Origin of the sequence: Komagataeibacter sp. FNDCF1, assembly GCF_021295335.1 — a bacterium.
GTDB lineage: Bacteria > Pseudomonadota > Alphaproteobacteria > Acetobacterales > Acetobacteraceae > Komagataeibacter.
This window is the reverse complement of sequence record NZ_JAIWOT010000001.1, coordinates 1,794,420-1,810,468: the sequence shown is the minus strand read 5'-3', so window position 1 is coordinate 1,810,468 and position 16,049 is coordinate 1,794,420. Positions and strand designations below refer to the sequence as shown.

Genomic DNA, 16,049 nt, shown 5'->3' with positions numbered 1-16,049 from the left:
GTGAGAGTTTTACGACGAGGCGCCTGATTTCCTGGATGGACCAGCGGACGAGGACTGTCGTGTCCTGTGCGGTGTTTTTTTCGGTTTCAGTGAGTTTGCCTGGTAACGGACACTGGCCATGACGGCATAGGCCAGCATGACCAGGGAGACATGCCGATGCCATCCATGCCAGGAGCGGGTTTCGTTATGATCGAGACCGAATTCGTTTTTTGCAGTCTCGAACCCTTCTTCAATTCTCCAGCGCGTCCCTTCGACGTTCACCAGTTCCTGCGTGGTTGTCCCTTTCGGGCACCAGGTCGTAAAATAGGCAAGGTCCCCGTCAGCGATGTTCCGGCGGATCAGCAGGCCACGTGTCCATGGTCCGGCTATAGGGCAGTCAAATTCTTCAGCATCCAGGTCAGCAAGCGGAAGATACGCCCAGTCATACAGCCGCTCACCTTTTGTGCCGTGCCCCGCTGACAGACGACGCCAGGCCTGGTCTGGCAGTCCTGCTGCAATATCTTTCGCCTCTCCGGCAATCAGCGGTTCCATTGCCCATGATCCGAACCAGTGATTGCCCTTGACCCCAAGGACATATCCGATTCCTGCCCGGCGAAGCGTGCGTTCCACGTCGCCCACGCCGTAAACGCTGTCCGCAGCAACCCAACGGAAAGGCACACCAGCATCCAGACACCGCTCGATCATCTTCGATGCCAGTGCCGGTTTGGTCGCAAACACTACGTCATCAGGAACGTGAACCCGCTTCATGCGCTCAGGCTTTGATGTCCAGTCTTTTGGAAGATACAGGGCGCGGTCGATAAAGGCATGCCCCCGTTCCGAAACATAAGCGCCAAACACACCGATCTGGCAGTTCGTGATCTTGCCGGCGGAACCCGTATACTGCCGCCCCACGCCGCAGGAGGCCTGGCCTTTCTTCAGAAAACCGGTCTCGTCAATGACCAGTACGCCCTCTTCAGTGCCCAGATGCTCGACCACATGGTCCCTGACGACATCACGAAGGACATCGGCATCCCATTGCCCGCGACCCAGAAGCGCCTGTTGCCGCCACGGACCAGGATCTCCTGCTGCTTCCGCACGCATCCATCCTGTCTTGCGCGGTTCGTTACCAATCAGGACATCAAGGAAGGCACACGCAGAAGCCGCAACACGCTTCTGCGTAAACAGCGGTACAATCCGCTTCTTTGCTGCCCGAAGCCCGGATGCCCACAGTTCCAGCGTCTCTTCAACTGACGCCCCGCCATTCATGAAATCCTGAATCATGGTGAGCCATAGAGTCAGAACTCATCATAAAATGCAACTGTAGTGCTAGGCAGCGATGTTAAAGGCTTTTCCGTAGGCGAGGCCGTCGCCATTCATCCGGCACAGCCGTGTGGTCACTGCCCCGAATGTATGCGCGGACAGCGCAACCTGTGCCGCAACATGCGCTTTTTGGGAAGTGCCGCACGTGATCCCCATACCGATGGCGGCTTTCGTCGGGCGATGACTGTCAAGGCGGCGCAACTCCATACCCTTCCCCCCGGCCTGACGCCCCGCCGGGCCTGTCTTGCCGAACCCTTATCCGTGGCCCTGCATGCCATTGCGCGCGCGGGCAATGTACGCGGTCACCGATCTGGCAGTTCGTGATCTTGCCGGCGGAACCCGTATACTGCCGCCCCACGCCGCAGGAGGCCTGGCCTTTCTTCAGAAAACCGGTCTCGTCAATGACCAGTACGCCCTCTTCAGTGCCCAGATGCTCGACCACATGGTCCCTGACGACATCACGAAGGACATCGGCATCCCATTGCCCGCGACCCAGAAGCGCCTGTTGCCGCCACGGACCAGGATCTCCTGCTGCTTCCGCACGCATCCATCCTGTCTTGCGCGGTTCGTTACCAATCAGGACATCAAGGAAGGCACACGCAGAAGCCGCAACACGCTTCTGCGTAAACAGCGGTACAATCCGCTTCTTTGCTGCCCGAAGCCCGGATGCCCACAGTTCCAGCGTCTCTTCAACTGACGCCCCGCCATTCATGAAATCCTGAATCATGGTGAGCCATAGAGTCAGAACTCATCATAAAATGCAACTGTAGTGCTAGGCAGCGATGTTAAAGGCTTTTCCGTAGGCGAGGCCGTCGCCATTCATCCGGCACAGCCGTGTGGTCACTGCCCCGAATGTATGCGCGGACAGCGCAACCTGTGCCGCAACATGCGCTTTTTGGGAAGTGCCGCACGTGATCCCCATACCGATGGCGGCTTTCGTCGGGCGATGACTGTCAAGGCGGCGCAACTCCATACCCTTCCCCCCGGCCTGACGCCCCGCCGGGCCTGTCTTGCCGAACCCTTATCCGTGGCCCTGCATGCCATTGCGCGCGCGGGCAATGTACGCGGTCGTAGCGTGATGGTGCAGGGTGTGGGGCCAATCGGGCTGTTAATCGTGGCGGGGCTGGTCCATCACGGGGCAGAACGTATTGTGGCAACGGACCTGGAGGATTTTCCACTGCAATGCGCAACCCGGCTGGGCGCAAGCAGGTGCTACAACACCCGCCATACCACAGTGGAAGAAGAATTCGATATCCTGTTTGAAGCCACAGGCGTACCAGTCGCCCTGCCTGCGGCCATAGCCCGCACACGGCGGGGCGGCATACTGGTGCAGGTTGGCATGTTCCCGCCAGGGGACATACCCGTGCCGATTGCCCAGATCATCAACCGTGAACTCGATTTCAGGGGCACTTTCCGTTTTGACACGGAATTCGATGCAGCCCTTGCCTTACTGGCCGAACGGCCCGAAATTGCCGATATTCTGGTCACCCAGCAATTTCCCCTGAGCGAATTTGCCGCAGCCTTTGCCTTGGCGCCAGACCGCAGGCAGGCAGCCAAGATCCTGCTGTCCCTGAATAGTTGAAAAGATGCTATCCGTTTCCGCCGGGACATACCGGCGGAAATGGACAAGAAGTCCAGCCTTTGTCTACACGGAAGCGGTTATGCCCCCGTCAACCATAAGCACATGCCCGTTGACAAAGCTTGAGGCATCGGAAGACAGAAAGACAGCCGCCCCGACAAGTTCCTCCACGTTCCCCCAGCGACCGGCAGGCGTGCGCTGGCACAGCCATTGGGTGAATGCCTGGTCGGCCACCAGCTTTTCATTCATTTCCGTTTTAAAATAACCCGGTGCAAGCCCGTTAATCTGCAGACCATGACGCGCCCAGTCCGTTGCCATGCCCTTGGTCAGGTTTTTGACCGCTCCCTTGGTTGCGGTATAGGGCGCGATGCCTGGCCGTGCCAGTTCGCTCTGTACCGAACAGATATTGACGATCTTCCCCCGCCCACGTGGCAGCATATGCCTCGCCACGGCCTGCCCGACAAAGAAAACCGCGTTAAGGTTCGTGGCAATCAGGGCATCCCAGTCCGCCCGACTGAACTGGTCCAGCGGCTCACGGCGCTGGATGCCGGCATTGTTGATCAGGATATCAATCGGCCCGCATTCGCGCTCTATCTTTTCAACCCCTGCAATGACGGCCTGCTGATCAGTCACGTCAAAGGGCGCGATCGCGGCATCCACCCCTTCGCGTTCCAACATGGCGCGGACAGCCTCCAGCGGTTCGGGATGGCGTCCATTCAGCACAATTTTCGCCCCATACCGGCCAAGGCCACGCGCCAGGGTGAGGCCGATGCCACGGGAGGCTCCGGTAACAAGCGCGCGTCTTCCAGCCAGTGAAAAAAGAGTATCGTCCTGCATGACAATGTCCGTCTGTGTTATCAGGAGCGTGATCATAGCAGGACCACGCGTCCATGCCCTCACACGTCTCCGCGTGCGGCGACGCAATCATGCCGCAGGCCCGTTGCCCTGTGTGGAAAAGCTACATGATCATGACGGGTAACCTGTCATCCCCGATGGGGCTGTACCAGACATTGTGCATTGCACAATTCATAAAAAATCTTTCTGCAAAAGACATGTATATTTTTAGTTTTGATGTCTATTTTTATTTAGGGTCCTGCAAAAAGGATCAGAACAATTATAGGACAAACGATGTTTTTATAACATTTTCTTTATGGTTTGACCTTCCCATCAACCGCAGGCGTTAGGCGTTGTGTCAAACCATGGGAGTGTTTATGGGATGAGCGCGGCATTTGCCATCTCTCTTGCGGTAACGGCAATTCTGGCTGTTATTGTCCTGATCGCCCGGTTCCGTCTGAACCCCTTCATTGTTCTTTTCATCGTATCCATAGCCCTTGCCCTTTTTGCCGGCATGCCGGCGGATCATGTCGTTGCGTCCTTTGAAAATGGCGCGGGCCATGTACTTGGCCATGTTGGCACCGTCATCGCGCTTGGCACCATGCTGGGCAAGATGCTGGCGGAATCCGGTGGGGCCGACCGTATTGCACTGACCATATCCGGGTTCGCGGGGCGCGAACGCGTGGACTGGGCCATGATGGTGATTGGCCTGCTGATTGGCCTGCCTGTGTTTTTTGAGGTGGGCTTCGTCCTGCTCATTCCACTGGTATTCGTGCTGGCCGACCGCACCAATATGCCCCTGCTGCGGGTGGCGTTGCCCATGGGGGCGGCGCTGTCGGTCACGCATGCGCTTATTCCGCCGCATCCGGCGGCATTGCTGGCCCTTAGCGCGTATCATGCCAATATCGGCCATACGATCATGCTGGGTATCGTGATCGGCACACCCATCGCAGTGATTGCCGGGCCGGTCTTTGGCCGCTTTGCCTCTGCCCGCACGCCACTGACTGGGGTAAACCCACTAGCGGAACAGTTCGTCAAACACGAACCGGCGACCAATATGCCGAGCTTCTTCCTGACGGTTTTTACCATCCTTTCACCTGTTGTCCTGATGCTGGTCGGGTCGATGGCCGACCGGATCACGACGGTACACGGTACGGCCAATACGGTGCTGCATTTCGTGGGCAATACGGACATAGCCCTGGCGCTGGCAACGCTGCTGTCCTTTTACGTGCTGGGGGTGGCGCAGGGCTTTTCGGCCGCCACCATCCTGCGCTTTACCAACGAATGCCTTGGCCCCACGGCGCTCATCATGCTGCTGATCGGCGCGGGCGGCGGCTTTGGCCGGGTGCTGATCGACAGCGGGGTATCGCGCGCCATCACCGATGCCGCCCTTGGCGCGCACATGCCCCTGCTGGTGCTGGCATGGGTGCTGGCGGCCATCGTGCGCGTGGCGTGCGGGTCGTCCACCGTGGCGATGGCGACGGCGTCGGGCATTGTCGCCCCCATCCTGGAACACAGCACCGGGGTCTCACCTGAACTTATGGTGCTGGTAACCGGGGCGGGATCGGTTGCCTTCGGCCCGATGAATGACGCCGGTTTCTGGCAGATCAAGGAATATCTGGGCCTGACCGTACCGCAGACCATAAAGACATGGTCGGTGCTGGAAACGCTGATTGCAGTATGCGGGCTGGTCTTCTGCCTGATTGCTTCCATTTTCGTGCATTGAAGGGACGCATCATGCTGTTTCCTGATACCGCAATACCCGTACGCGCGCGCAATATCCCGCGGATGGCGCTTCAGGCGACCTCCCTTGCGCTGGGCTGCCTGCTGTTCGGGGCCATGCCCGCAGGGGCACAGGTCATGGATCGTGACATCGGATCGGCCCCTAGCCTGCTGGTGTCGCGCCCGCTGCCAAAGCATGACTCGCACAAGACATGGGTGCCCCCGTTTTCCCAACCCGAAGCGGTGGCCCCCAACCCCGTGTCAAAATGGCTGCGCCGTCGCGGCATCAACTTCCTTGTGGACAATACCAATGAATTCGCGGGGGCGATCACGCCGCCCACGCGGGGCAGCACGCCGGGGTTCAGCAATTACAAGCAGGGGGCCAGCAATGCCGGGCAGTACGCCATGCAGCTGGACGTGGACTGGGACAAGCTAGCGGGCTGGCACGGGTTCGCCACCCATATGATAACCGTGGGCCGGTATGGCACGACTGCCAACCGCATGTTTGGCGACTGGCTGAACCATGCATCCGAAGATTACGGCGGCGGCGGCAACGTGGTGGTCCACCTTGTCTATGCCTATGGGGAGGAAACGCTTCTGGGCGGGCGGCTGGCGATTGCCGCAGGCCGCATGGCCGAAATATCGGATTTCGCGGCCAGCCCCCTGTTCTGCAACTTCCAGAACGGCAGTTTCTGTGGACGGCCCAAGGGCATTACCGACACCAATTATGACGCGGGCTACCCCGCGGGCACATGGGGGTTCCGCGTGCGTGGCCGTCCTGCCCGGTCGGTTTACGTGCAGACCGGCCTGTATCCGATTGAAAACGGGATTTACCAGGTGTACCTGCACCGCACCGGATTCAAGTTCAATGGCGCGAACATCATCGGTTATGCAGCACCAATCGAAACCGCGTGGGAACCCGTGTTCCGCCATGGCACCCTGCCGGGGCATTACAAATTCGGCGCGCAACTGTTCAGCACGCCGCAGAACGACAATTACCTTGACGTGGCCGGCGCGCCCTATGCGCTGACGGGCCGCAAACAGAGGCAGCATGGCGCGTCATGGTCCACATGGGTCATGTTCGACCAGCGCCTGCTGCATTACCATGACAAGGATTCCGGCCTGACCGCGCTGTCCGGCGCGATATATAACGACCCACGCACGTCACTGCGCAAATATCTTGTGTATGCGGCACTGATCAATCGCGGTTACTTCCGCTCGCGTCCGTATGACACGATGGGCTTTGCCCTGACCTATACACGGATTGCCGATGGCGTGACGATGACGGAACAGGACATGATCGATACCGGCAACAGAAGCAGCCTGCCCAACCATGCAACCGGCGTGCAGCGCGATACCATCGTCATGGAAGCGAACTATGCCATACACGTCATGCCGGGCGTTATCTTCACCCCATTGTTCGAATATTATATTCATCCCAATGCCCAATCCGACTTGCGTGATGCAGCACTGTTGGGATTCAAAAGCCATATCCAGTTGATGTAAAGAAGAATAGATTACACAGAATTTTGAATTTATTGAAAGTATTTATATAAGTTGGCAATTCATATGTATTTTATGTTGAGTTATTTATACATCGATCATCATGATTCAGGATTTCATGAATGGCGGGGCATCAGTTGAAGAGACGCTGGAACTGTCGACATCTGGGCTTCGGGTAGCAAAGGAGCGGATCGAACCGCTGTTTACGCACAAGCGTGTCGCGGCTTCTGCGTATGCTTTCCTTGATGTTGCGAGAGGACGCGAAACAGCGGCGCCATGACTTGCGCGAATTCTCCAACGGGTTGCGCTACGGGATTGCCACTGATCCCGACATGAAGGCTTTCATGGTTTCTCGTCATGTAAAATGTCTTAAAGAAACAGATCGGTTATACCAGCGACTATACCCATTACGCTTCTTTACCCGACAGCTAGAGCGTTTTCTGTTCGATTTGAATCATTTGGGATTCCCTTATCTGGCGCGATCTGATTCAAGATGACGGCCGGGGCTGGAGGCCGGCCTGAATGTCGTCACGTACGCTGTCTCTGGATCTTCGTGAACGTGTTGTAGCAGCCGTGTCCGGTGGCCTGTCCCGCCGCCAGGCCGCCGAACGGTTTGGTGTCAGTCCAGCCAGTGCGATCCGTTGGTGTACCCTGGCCCGAGAGACCGGGAGTGTCACGCCGAAGCCGCGAGGCGGTGATCGCCTCTCAGGCCGGATCGAGGCGCAGGCCGCGCGTATTCGCGCCCTGATCGACGAGAAGGATGACCTGACGCTGGTCGAAATCCGGGCGCAACTGGCTGAAGAAGGGCATCATTTTAGCGTCGGCACGCTGTGGCGCTTCTGTGCCCGGCACCGGATCACATGGAAAAAAAGACAGCCCATGCGGCAGAGCAAGACCGACCGGACGTCCTGAAGCGTCGGCAGGACTGGTTCGACGCTCAGCCCGATCTCGATCCCGATCGCCTTGTGTTCATTGATGAGACCTGGGCGTCGACCAACATGGCACGACGCTACGGTCGTGCCCCGCGCGGCCAGCGGCTGCGCTCGGCCGTTCCCCATGGGCACTGGAAAACAACCACCTTCATCGCGGGCCTGAGGCTGACCGGCCTGGTCGCACCGATGGTGCTGGACGGGCCGATCAACGGCCGGAGCTTCCAGATCTATGTCGAGCGTGTCCTCGTGCCGGACCTGCGACCGGGCGATGTGGTCGTGATGGACAATCTCGGCTCCCACAAGGGAGCGGCCGTGCAGGCAGCAATCGAGACCGCTGGTGCAACTCTCCTGTTTCTGCCGCCCTACAGCCCTGACTTCAACCCGATCGAGATGGCCTTCTCAAAACTCAAGGCCCATCTGCGCCGCGCCGCCGAACGCACACGCGACGCTCTGTGGGACAGGATCGGTTCTCTCATCGATCTGTTCACACCCACAGAATGCGCCAACTTCTTCACCGCCGCTGGATATGAACCAGATTGAAAAGAAAACGCTCTAGCAGCCTGTCGGGTTGGGGTACCCTGTGAAGGGGGGCGGTTGTAAGGTTATGAGATGAGTAGCTTTATCCCGTTTGACCGGTCTCAGCCGTATCTTCTGCCGCCTGATTTGAAGTCGTGGCTTCCGGCTGACGATATGGCGCATTTCATTGTTGCCGCTGTTGAGCGGGTTCCGATGACCGCGTTCTGCGTGCCGGTGCGCACGGGTGGCAAGGCGCAGTATCATCCGCGGCTGATGCTGGCTCTTCTGATTTTCAGTTACGCGAACGGGATTTTTTCCTCACGGCGGATCGAGCGGGCGACATATCGTGACATCGGGGTGCGCTTCGTGGCGGCGAACCTGCATCCGGATCACGACACGATTGCCGCCTTTCGCCGAACGAACCGGACGGCCATTGAAGCTGCATTTGCGCAGGTCCTGCTTCTGGCGCGCGAGACGGGCCTGCTGCGTCTGGGTGTGGTGTCGATCGACGGCACGAAGATTGATGCCGACGCCTCGAAATACCGCTCCCTGCGCTACGACCGGATCAGGGCCCTGCGTGAACAGTTGGGGGTGGATATCGCGAAACTGATGGAACAGGCGGAGCACGCGGACGCCACAGACAGTGATCCGCAGGCATTGCCGGAAGAACTTGCCCGCCGGGAAACGCTGAAAGCGAAGCTGGATGAAGCCTGCGCCCGGCTGGAATCTGACGCGAAGGCTCAGGCCGAGGCGGCGCGACCGGCATACGAGAAAAAGAAAGCCGTCTATGACGCAAAAACAGGGCGTCGCGGCCGGGCGCCGAAACCGCCCGATGATGAACCTCCACCCGAGAGACAGATCAGCCTGACTGATCCGGACAGCCGCCTCATGCGGCGTTCGGACGCCCATGAGTTCCGGCAGGCTTACAATGCTCAGGCTGTGGTCTGCGCTGAAGGCAGCCAGCTGATCGTGACAACCGGCGTTGTCGCCACGTCAGCGGACGCGCCGTCCTTTACCAGCACGGTGCTGTCGATGGAAAACACGATCGGTCTCCCAAAGACAGTGCTCGCCGACACCGGTTACCCCAACGGGCAGGCAGTCCGGGACCTGCGGAAAAAAGGCATCGATCCGCTGGTCGCCATCGGACGGCCTCGCGCCCGCAGGCCATATGATTTCCGGCCACCTCCTGAAAACAAGGAGCCACGCCGGATAACCGAACCCTGGCGGCTAGCCATGAAGGACAGGCTGGAAACCACAGAAGCCGGAGATGTTTACAGACTACGAAAACAGACCGTTGAACCGGTCTTTGGAATTATCAAAAGCATCATGGGGTTCAGAAGATTCAGTCTGCGCAGCCTTGCAAAAGTTACGACCGAATGGACACTCGTCGCTCTCGCATACAACTGCAAAAGAATGGCTCGGCTTCACGCAGCATAAGCCGGGTCTGCCTCGGCGTTATCAGCCGCAAAATGCCCAACCCGACAGGCTGCTAGACAACATCAAACAACTTCAAACGATAATGAAGCTGCCGTGCCGTCATGCCCAACTGCTGCGCGGTGCGTGACTTGTTGCCGCCATTCAGCCTGAGCGCATGCAGCAGTTCTTCCTTGGAATGGGAAGAAGCGGAAAGATACGGCCGATATGCACGTTCGCCCTGTAGTGGCTGCAATGGAACCGGCTGCGTAATGTCATGCAGGAAGGCGCGCAGTTCCCGTGCCGTGATGACCGGTTGTGGCGCGAGCAGCACGACACGTTCAATAACATTGGCAAGCTGGCGGATATGACCCGGCCAGTCCTGTTCTGTCAGCAGTTCGACTGCAGACCGGGACAGGCTGATGTTACGTTCATGCCGCTGGTTGAATTGGCTGAGGAAATGGCTGCACAGCAGGGGAATGTCCTCCCTGCGGGCGGCAAGGGTCGGCAACGTGATGGGTATGACATTAAGATGGTAGAACAGATCATAGCGGAACAGCCCCGTCTCGACACGCTTGCGCAAGTTCTGGCTGGTCGCGCTGACAATGCGGATGTCGATCCTGCGCGAAAGCGCCGTACCGGCGCGCGATAATGTGCCCTGCTCGAACACGTGCAGCAGCCGGCCCTGTATGGCCAAGGGAAGTTCACCAACTTCATCAAGGAAAAGCGTCCCGGTATGCGCCTGTTCAAGCTGCCCCAGCCGACGTGCCCTTGCCCCAGGAAAAGCCCCGCGTTCGTGGCCGAAAAGCTCGGTTTCAAATGCGTTTTCGGGAATGGCGGCGCAGTTGACACGCACAAAGGGCTGCGCGCGACGGGGACTGGCCATATGCAGCGCGCGCGCAAACAGTTCCTTGCCCGTTCCCGCAGCCCCGCACAGCAGCACGCTGGATGACGCGTGCGATACGCCTTCAAGCTCGGTAATCGCCTTCAGCAGGGCAGGTGAAGTGCCAATGATGCCATACCGCATGGTGGCGTTTTCCAGCGCATTTTCCAGCAACTGGTTATGCTCGTGCAGGGCGCGCGTCTGTTCTTCCACCGTATCGCCCAGTTTCATCAACTGGCCGATAAGGGTGGATATGATCTGCAGGATCATGATGTCATCGGACAGGTTCCTGTTCCGGTGTCGCAGCCTGTGGCACGCGATCAGGCCGACCCGGTTGTGTCCCAGGTCAATGGGCATGGCGATGAAAGCCACCTTTTCCGGTGGCAGGTGCTCACGCAGGACGGCACGGCCAAGGAAAAGGGGTTCCTTGTCGATATCCTGCACGATAATCAGATGCCGGTTCTTCAGTGCCGCCCCCGTTATGCCCTCGCCCAGCCGGTAGACACCGCGTGTAATCTCGGCTGTTGTCAGGCCATAGGCATGGCGGATGCGGTAGGTATCCCCTTCCGGGTCCTTGAGGATGATGCGCGCGCGGTTGAGCCCCAGCAGTTCCGAGAGCAGGTGCACGACCTCACGCAGCACGCCATCAAGATCAAGCCCCCGGCCCACAAGGGCCATGACGTTCTTGAGCAGCAGGATTTCCTGTGAACGCCAGAACTCGGCAGGGAAACCATCGTGGGTGTCGGAACCGGACATATGTGCCAGCAAGCCTGATAAGGAAAAGGAACCATCTGGCTGGCAGCCCGCGAGGGGACGCTGGCAGCCAGATGGTAGCCTACAGGGACAGAGCGCTTCTGTCAGTCAGAATACGAACTGCATGGTCTGCATGTAATAGGCGCCTGAATGCAGCCCTGCCGCGCGCACGCCACGGGAGGCCAGGATACCGGCAATATCATGCGTCCAGACCCAGTGCGGGGCAAAGGACCAACTGACCTGGAACTGTGGTATGGCACCCACATATCCCCCGTGCAGCCCGTCGCGCGGAGTATAGACGCGCCCGATCCCGTACAGCGCGTCCTGCGTGCTATCACGCCAGAAGAACGGCGCATGCAGCCGCAGCGAGACCTTTTTCGCCACCGCATAGGTCATGACCGGGCCAACCCCGACCAGGTTCTGGTTGTTCAGGGTCATGGTCACGTCATTATAGTAGGGAAGCGGGAAATAGGGCGTGCCAAACGTTCCTACCGATCCCGATGTCTGGTTGTAATTCCCACCCGAGAACAGATCCGCCTGCACGCCGAAGGTTGGTGCGCCCGGAACCTTGGGAATGGTGTAATTGATGCCGCCATTGACCGCATAGGCATCCACCCGCCGGTGTGCGCCATTATTGACGGGATGGAACGAGCCACCTTGATAAATGCCGTCAAGATTCACGCTAAACGGGCCAACCTTGCCCCACAGCCGCCCGCCGATGCCATCCCGGCGCGTCGTGCCCGCCGTGGCACCACCAACCGATGCCGTGGGGACTGATGCCAGCGGACTGCCATACAGGTAGCCCATGAAGAACGCATCAAGGTAAAGCTGGGAGCGTTGCCCCATGAACTGGAAGGCGGGAAGCGCGCCGGACGCATAGGCGCCGTACAATCGGCCGGAATAGTTCGTACCATTGGAAAATATGCCAACCGGCTGTTTGTTCGTCTGGAAGAAATCAAAGATGTCTACCCGAAAGTTCTTCCATAACGCATAACCACGAAAGCCGTCCCATGTCTGCTGCACGTTGGGGATATCACGCGCGGACTGCATCATGACCGGTGCATCAAGGAACAGCTGCCGCCCTCCCATGACCCCCATATGCGCGCCGAGGAAGTGGCCCCGCAGTTCGACAAAGCCCTGCTGCATGTCCAGCCGTTCACGTTGCAGGCCGGTCTGGTAGCCGTATGTATTCGACCCGCCGGCCACGGCATCAAGCAGTTCGGCATAGATACGGACATGCGACCCCAGATGCAGGTCGGCCCCGTACTGGTTGCGCAGCAGAACACGACTAGAGCATAATCCGATCTAATAGGTTCATTTTAAGATTCCCCTACTGGTCGAAATCTGATTCATACTATGTGCCGGTATGGAGGCCGACCCGTATGACCCGAGCCCTGTCTGCTGACCTTCGCCGCCGCACGATTGCGGCTGTTGCCTCTGGCATGACCCGTCGTGCGGCGGCGGTTCGTTTTGGTGTGTCTTCGTCGAGCGTTATCCGCTGGGTTGCTGAGTGGCAGGCCAGCGGTCGTGACCATGCGCTTATACCAAGGGCTATCACCTTTGACCTATATGAGCCCAGTTTCTGAGACCGATGGATCGGATGGTCTGTGGCAGGGCGGTGAGGTTGTTCCATGCGGTGCATGCGGCTTCGATGATGTGTTCGATGCCACTGAACACGGTGTTGGACAGCCAGTTGGCGCGGAGGAACTGCCAGATATTCTCGACCGGGTTCAGTTCGGGCGCGCGGGACGGCAGGAAGACCAGGCTGACGTTGCGCGGCAGTCTGAGTTTGGGTGTCGTATGCCAGCCGGCACGATCGAGCAGGACGACGGCATGGGCGCCGCGTGCGACGCAGCGTGAGATTTCCTCGATATGCAGTTGCATGCTGGCCGTGCCGGTAAACGGCAGCACCAGGCCTGCCGCCTTGCCAAGTGCCGGGCAGATCGCCCCGAACAGCCAGGCATTCTCGTAGCGCTGGTCGGCCGGCTGGCGTGGTCGGGTGCCACGCCGCGCCCATTGTCGGACAAGGCCGTTCTTCTGCCCGATGCGGGCCTCGTCCTGAAACCAGAGTTCAATCCGCCTGCCCTTGGGCAGATGTCCGGTGTGGGCGCTCAGGATCGTGGGGAAGTTTTTTTAAACGCGTCCATGACGGATGGATCCTGTCCGGGGTGACGCGGACGCGCGCTGACGTGGCTGAACCCAAGCCGCTTCAGCAGGGTGGAGACATGGCGTTCGTGATAGGAGACGCCAAAACGCTCTTCGATGACCCGCTGAAGATCGACCCGACGCCAGCGCACCACACCGTCCCGGGCACGGTCAGGCCCTGTCGTGACCAGCGCCGATAATTCTGCCAGTTGGTCCGCTGTCAGGCGGCAGACCGACCCGTTGCGCCATTGGTCCCGCAAACCATCCGGCCCCGTAGCATTGAACCGGTGCACCCAGTCCCGCAGGGTTTGCCGGTCCATGCCGCCGATCCGCGCCGCTTCGCCACGGCTGGCACCATCGCGCACCGCAGCCAGAGACAAAAGGCGCCGTGCAACATTCGCATCCCGCGTACGAGAAGCCAGACGTCGTAACGCAGAAGCCGTATAATCCGTCCGTAAAGCAATCGCACCAGCCATTCCCGATCCTCCCTCTCACAACAGAATCAGAACAGGCCCTTCGCGTCACTTCACAGATGAGTCAGAGACAATAGCCCTTGGTATTAAACAGGGCGGTGATCGCCGTTCTCACCGGATTGAAGCGTGGTCAGCCTTCCTGCTGGCCGCGATTGAAACAAAGGCCGATATTTCCCTTGTCGAACTGGCGGAGACACTTGCAGCGGAACACGGTGTCCGCTTTGCGCCGAGCACGATCTGGCGCTGTCTCGACCGTCACGACATGACCATCAAAAAAAACGGCGCACGCCAGCGAGCAGACACGGCCCGACGTCGCACAGCGGCGCGAGGCCTGGTTTGACAGTCAGCCTGACCTTGATCCGGCCCGTCTGATCTTCATCGACGAAACAGCCGTCTCAACGAAGATGGCCCGCCTGCGGGGGCGGTCACAACGGGGCACGCGCTGTCGGATGTCCGTGCCCCACGGGCACTGGAAAACCACGACGTTCATCGGCGGGCTGCGCCTCTCCGGCATGACAGCACCGATGATGCTGGACGGCCCAATGACCGGCGAATGGTTTGCCGCCTATACCCGCAAGGTGCTCGTTCCAACCCTGTCGCCGGGAGACGTCGTCATTCTGGACAATCTGCCCGCCCATAAAGGAGCCGTTGCCCGCGAGGCTGTGGAGGCAGTCGGCGCCAGGTTGTTGTTCCTGCCGCCCTACAGTCCTGATTTCAACCCGATCGAAAACATCTTCGCCAAAATGAAGGCGTGGATCAGACGGGTGGCACCGCGAACCCTCGACGCTCTTCAAAATACCGTCTGTGAAGCAATTGACGATATCTCTCATCGCCAGGCCGCTGCGTGCTTCACCGCCGCTGGATATGAACCAGACTGATCGGATTATGCTCTAGCATCCGTCACCCCGGCCTTGCCCAGTGCCGGCTGGTTTTCAAACACATAGCGTAGGCGTTCTTCCCCGCTGAAACTGACCCAGATGGAGCCACTGTCATTCAGCCGCACGTATTTCAGGCGGTTGAACCAGTCCCTGCGCCGGACATCGGCGGGTTCATGGGCAAGAAAGCTCCAGTCCTCGGCCCAGCGGGCCTGCCCGTATGGGCCAACCGTACCGAAGCCGGATGCCGCGCCATTGGCTGCGGTAAACCGGCCCAGCCAGGCAGGCATGGGTACGGTCTTTTTAACCTGTGGCGCACCCTGTGCAGGCGGGGTCGTTATGACCTTTGGCACCAGTCGCGCCGTATTGGGTGGGGGCAGGCCGCCGCGCGTAAGGTCCGTGACCGGGGCCGCCCCGTATGCGCCCGATGAGCCCAGACCTGCAAGCGTGATGGACAGGGCGGCAGCCTTTGTGAACAACTGCGCCTGTGCGGGAAGAAGAGTCCTGTAGGCATGCGACATGGTCTGTACTCCTTGTTACGATGTCGGACCGTAAAGAGCGCAAGAAACCGTACCGTCCTGGGACGATAATTTTATTTTCTGTTATTTTATAGTATGGGCAGAATATTGAATTCCGCCCGGATAATACTGTCAGTATTTTTTGTAAGGCAGGAATTTTCCGGAAATATTCACATGGACCCGGTCACCCGCCGGATCGGGTTCGCGTTCGATATGCATCTTGAAGTCAATGGCGCTCATGATCCCGTCCCCGAACTCCTCATGGATCAGTTCCTTGATGGCGGGACCATAGACGCTGATCATTTCATACCAGCGGTACAGCAGCGGATCATCCGGCGCGCCGCCGCCCAGCGTGCCCTTGTAGGGCACGGTCTGCAGCCACGCCAGGGCTGAGGGATCAAGGTCAAGCAATGCGACAAGGGCCTCGGCCTCTCCTTTGCTGAAGGTCATCTGGCCAAAACAGGCCGCCGTGGTCCATTCCTTGCTCCGGCCCACGGCCGTTGCTACATCCGCCCAGCGGATGCCTCTGGCCACGCGCGCGGCAATGATGGCATGCGTGACCTCTTCACGGCTTTCGAATACAGGCATGGTCATTTCCTTTCAT

At 59.2% G+C, this 16,049-nt stretch carries 12 protein-coding genes and 5 pseudogenes; 9 read left to right on the top strand and 8 right to left on the bottom strand.

The genetic code is table 11. The features are described from left to right. Positions 1 to 9: 9 nt before the first annotated feature. Positions 10 to 1,260, bottom strand: a complete 1,251-nt coding sequence (locus LDL32_RS08565; protein ID WP_233065037.1) for an IS701 family transposase — start codon at positions 1,258 to 1,260, stop codon at positions 10 to 12. A gap of 45 nt (positions 1,261 to 1,305) precedes the next feature. On the opposite strand from LDL32_RS08565, the pseudogene LDL32_RS08560 reads away from it, so the two are divergent. After that, a pseudogene (locus LDL32_RS08560) lies at positions 1,306 to 1,602 on the top strand (alcohol dehydrogenase catalytic domain-containing protein); the annotation flags it as partial. A 1-nt stretch (position 1,603) separates the two neighbouring features. On the opposite strand, the pseudogene LDL32_RS08555 reads toward LDL32_RS08560, so the two are convergent. Next, positions 1,604 to 2,026: pseudogene (locus LDL32_RS08555) on the bottom strand (transposase); the annotation flags it as partial. Positions 2,027 to 2,071: 45 nt separating this feature from the next. Here LDL32_RS08555 and LDL32_RS08550 point away from each other — a divergent pair. Next, positions 2,072 to 2,881 (top strand): annotated as a pseudogene (locus LDL32_RS08550) (zinc-binding dehydrogenase); the annotation flags it as partial. Positions 2,882 to 2,944: 63 nt separating this feature from the next. On the opposite strand, the gene LDL32_RS08545 reads toward LDL32_RS08550, so the two are convergent. Next, positions 2,945 to 3,751: an SDR family oxidoreductase gene (locus LDL32_RS08545; RefSeq protein ID WP_233066037.1), complete on the bottom strand. Its 807-nt coding sequence runs from the start codon at positions 3,749 to 3,751 to the stop codon at positions 2,945 to 2,947. A 343-nt stretch (positions 3,752 to 4,094) separates the two neighbouring features. Between LDL32_RS08545 and LDL32_RS08540 the strand changes: the two genes are divergently transcribed. From LDL32_RS08540 to LDL32_RS08520, 5 genes are all read left to right on the top strand, one after another. Beyond that, positions 4,095 to 5,438, top strand: coding sequence for a gluconate:H+ symporter (locus LDL32_RS08540; protein WP_007396459.1), 1,344 nt, complete (start codon positions 4,095 to 4,097; stop codon positions 5,436 to 5,438). A gap of 11 nt (positions 5,439 to 5,449) precedes the next feature. Further along, positions 5,450 to 6,940 (top strand): carbohydrate porin, encoded by a 1,491-nt coding sequence (locus LDL32_RS08535; protein ID WP_233066035.1) that lies wholly within the window; start codon positions 5,450 to 5,452, stop codon positions 6,938 to 6,940. A 100-nt stretch (positions 6,941 to 7,040) separates the two neighbouring features. Continuing rightward, complete coding sequence (locus LDL32_RS08530; RefSeq protein WP_370636669.1) at positions 7,041 to 7,217, top strand: hypothetical protein; 177 nt, start codon at positions 7,041 to 7,043, stop codon at positions 7,215 to 7,217. 242 nt (positions 7,218 to 7,459) lie between these two features. Beyond that, positions 7,460 to 8,409 (top strand): IS630 family transposase gene (locus tag LDL32_RS08525; protein ID WP_370636667.1). Its coding sequence is split into 2 segments (ribosomal slippage): positions 7,460 to 7,802 and positions 7,802 to 8,409, totalling 951 coding nucleotides; the frame shifts between segments, so codons are not numbered across the junction. Positions 8,410 to 8,478: 69 nt separating this feature from the next. Continuing rightward, complete coding sequence (locus tag LDL32_RS08520) at positions 8,479 to 9,822, top strand: IS1182 family transposase (RefSeq protein WP_233066033.1); 1,344 nt, start codon at positions 8,479 to 8,481, stop codon at positions 9,820 to 9,822. Between the two features lie 52 nt (positions 9,823 to 9,874). On the opposite strand, the gene LDL32_RS08515 is transcribed toward LDL32_RS08520, so the two are convergent. After that, complete coding sequence (locus LDL32_RS08515) at positions 9,875 to 11,437, bottom strand: sigma 54-interacting transcriptional regulator (RefSeq protein ID WP_233066031.1); 1,563 nt, start codon at positions 11,435 to 11,437, stop codon at positions 9,875 to 9,877. A 105-nt stretch (positions 11,438 to 11,542) separates the two neighbouring features. Continuing rightward, positions 11,543 to 12,727, bottom strand: a pseudogene (locus tag LDL32_RS08510) (alginate export family protein); the annotation flags it as partial. An 89-nt stretch (positions 12,728 to 12,816) separates the two neighbouring features. Here LDL32_RS08510 and LDL32_RS17865 point away from each other — a divergent pair. After that, complete coding sequence (locus LDL32_RS17865; RefSeq protein ID WP_255673796.1) at positions 12,817 to 13,020, top strand: helix-turn-helix domain-containing protein; 204 nt, start codon at positions 12,817 to 12,819, stop codon at positions 13,018 to 13,020. Here LDL32_RS17865 and LDL32_RS08500 read toward each other — a convergent pair. Beyond that, positions 12,989 to 14,055 (bottom strand): IS630 family transposase gene (locus LDL32_RS08500; protein ID WP_233064331.1). Its coding sequence is split into 2 segments (ribosomal slippage): positions 12,989 to 13,569 and positions 13,569 to 14,055, totalling 1,068 coding nucleotides; the frame shifts between segments, so codons are not numbered across the junction. The two genes, LDL32_RS17865 and LDL32_RS08500, sit on opposite strands and share 32 nt — an antisense overlap. A gap of 284 nt (positions 14,056 to 14,339) precedes the next feature. Between LDL32_RS08500 and LDL32_RS08495 the strand changes: the two are divergent. Further along, a pseudogene (locus LDL32_RS08495) lies at positions 14,340 to 14,930 on the top strand (IS630 family transposase); the annotation flags it as partial. 5 nt (positions 14,931 to 14,935) lie between these two features. Here LDL32_RS08495 and LDL32_RS08490 read toward each other — a convergent pair. Continuing rightward, positions 14,936 to 15,448, bottom strand: a complete 513-nt coding sequence (locus LDL32_RS08490) for a hypothetical protein (protein ID WP_370636666.1) — start codon at positions 15,446 to 15,448, stop codon at positions 14,936 to 14,938. Positions 15,449 to 15,577: 129 nt separating this feature from the next. Further along, positions 15,578 to 16,039: a cyanase gene (gene cynS, locus LDL32_RS08485; protein ID WP_007396454.1), complete on the bottom strand. Its 462-nt coding sequence runs from the start codon at positions 16,037 to 16,039 to the stop codon at positions 15,578 to 15,580. Positions 16,040 to 16,049 lie beyond the last annotated feature (10 nt).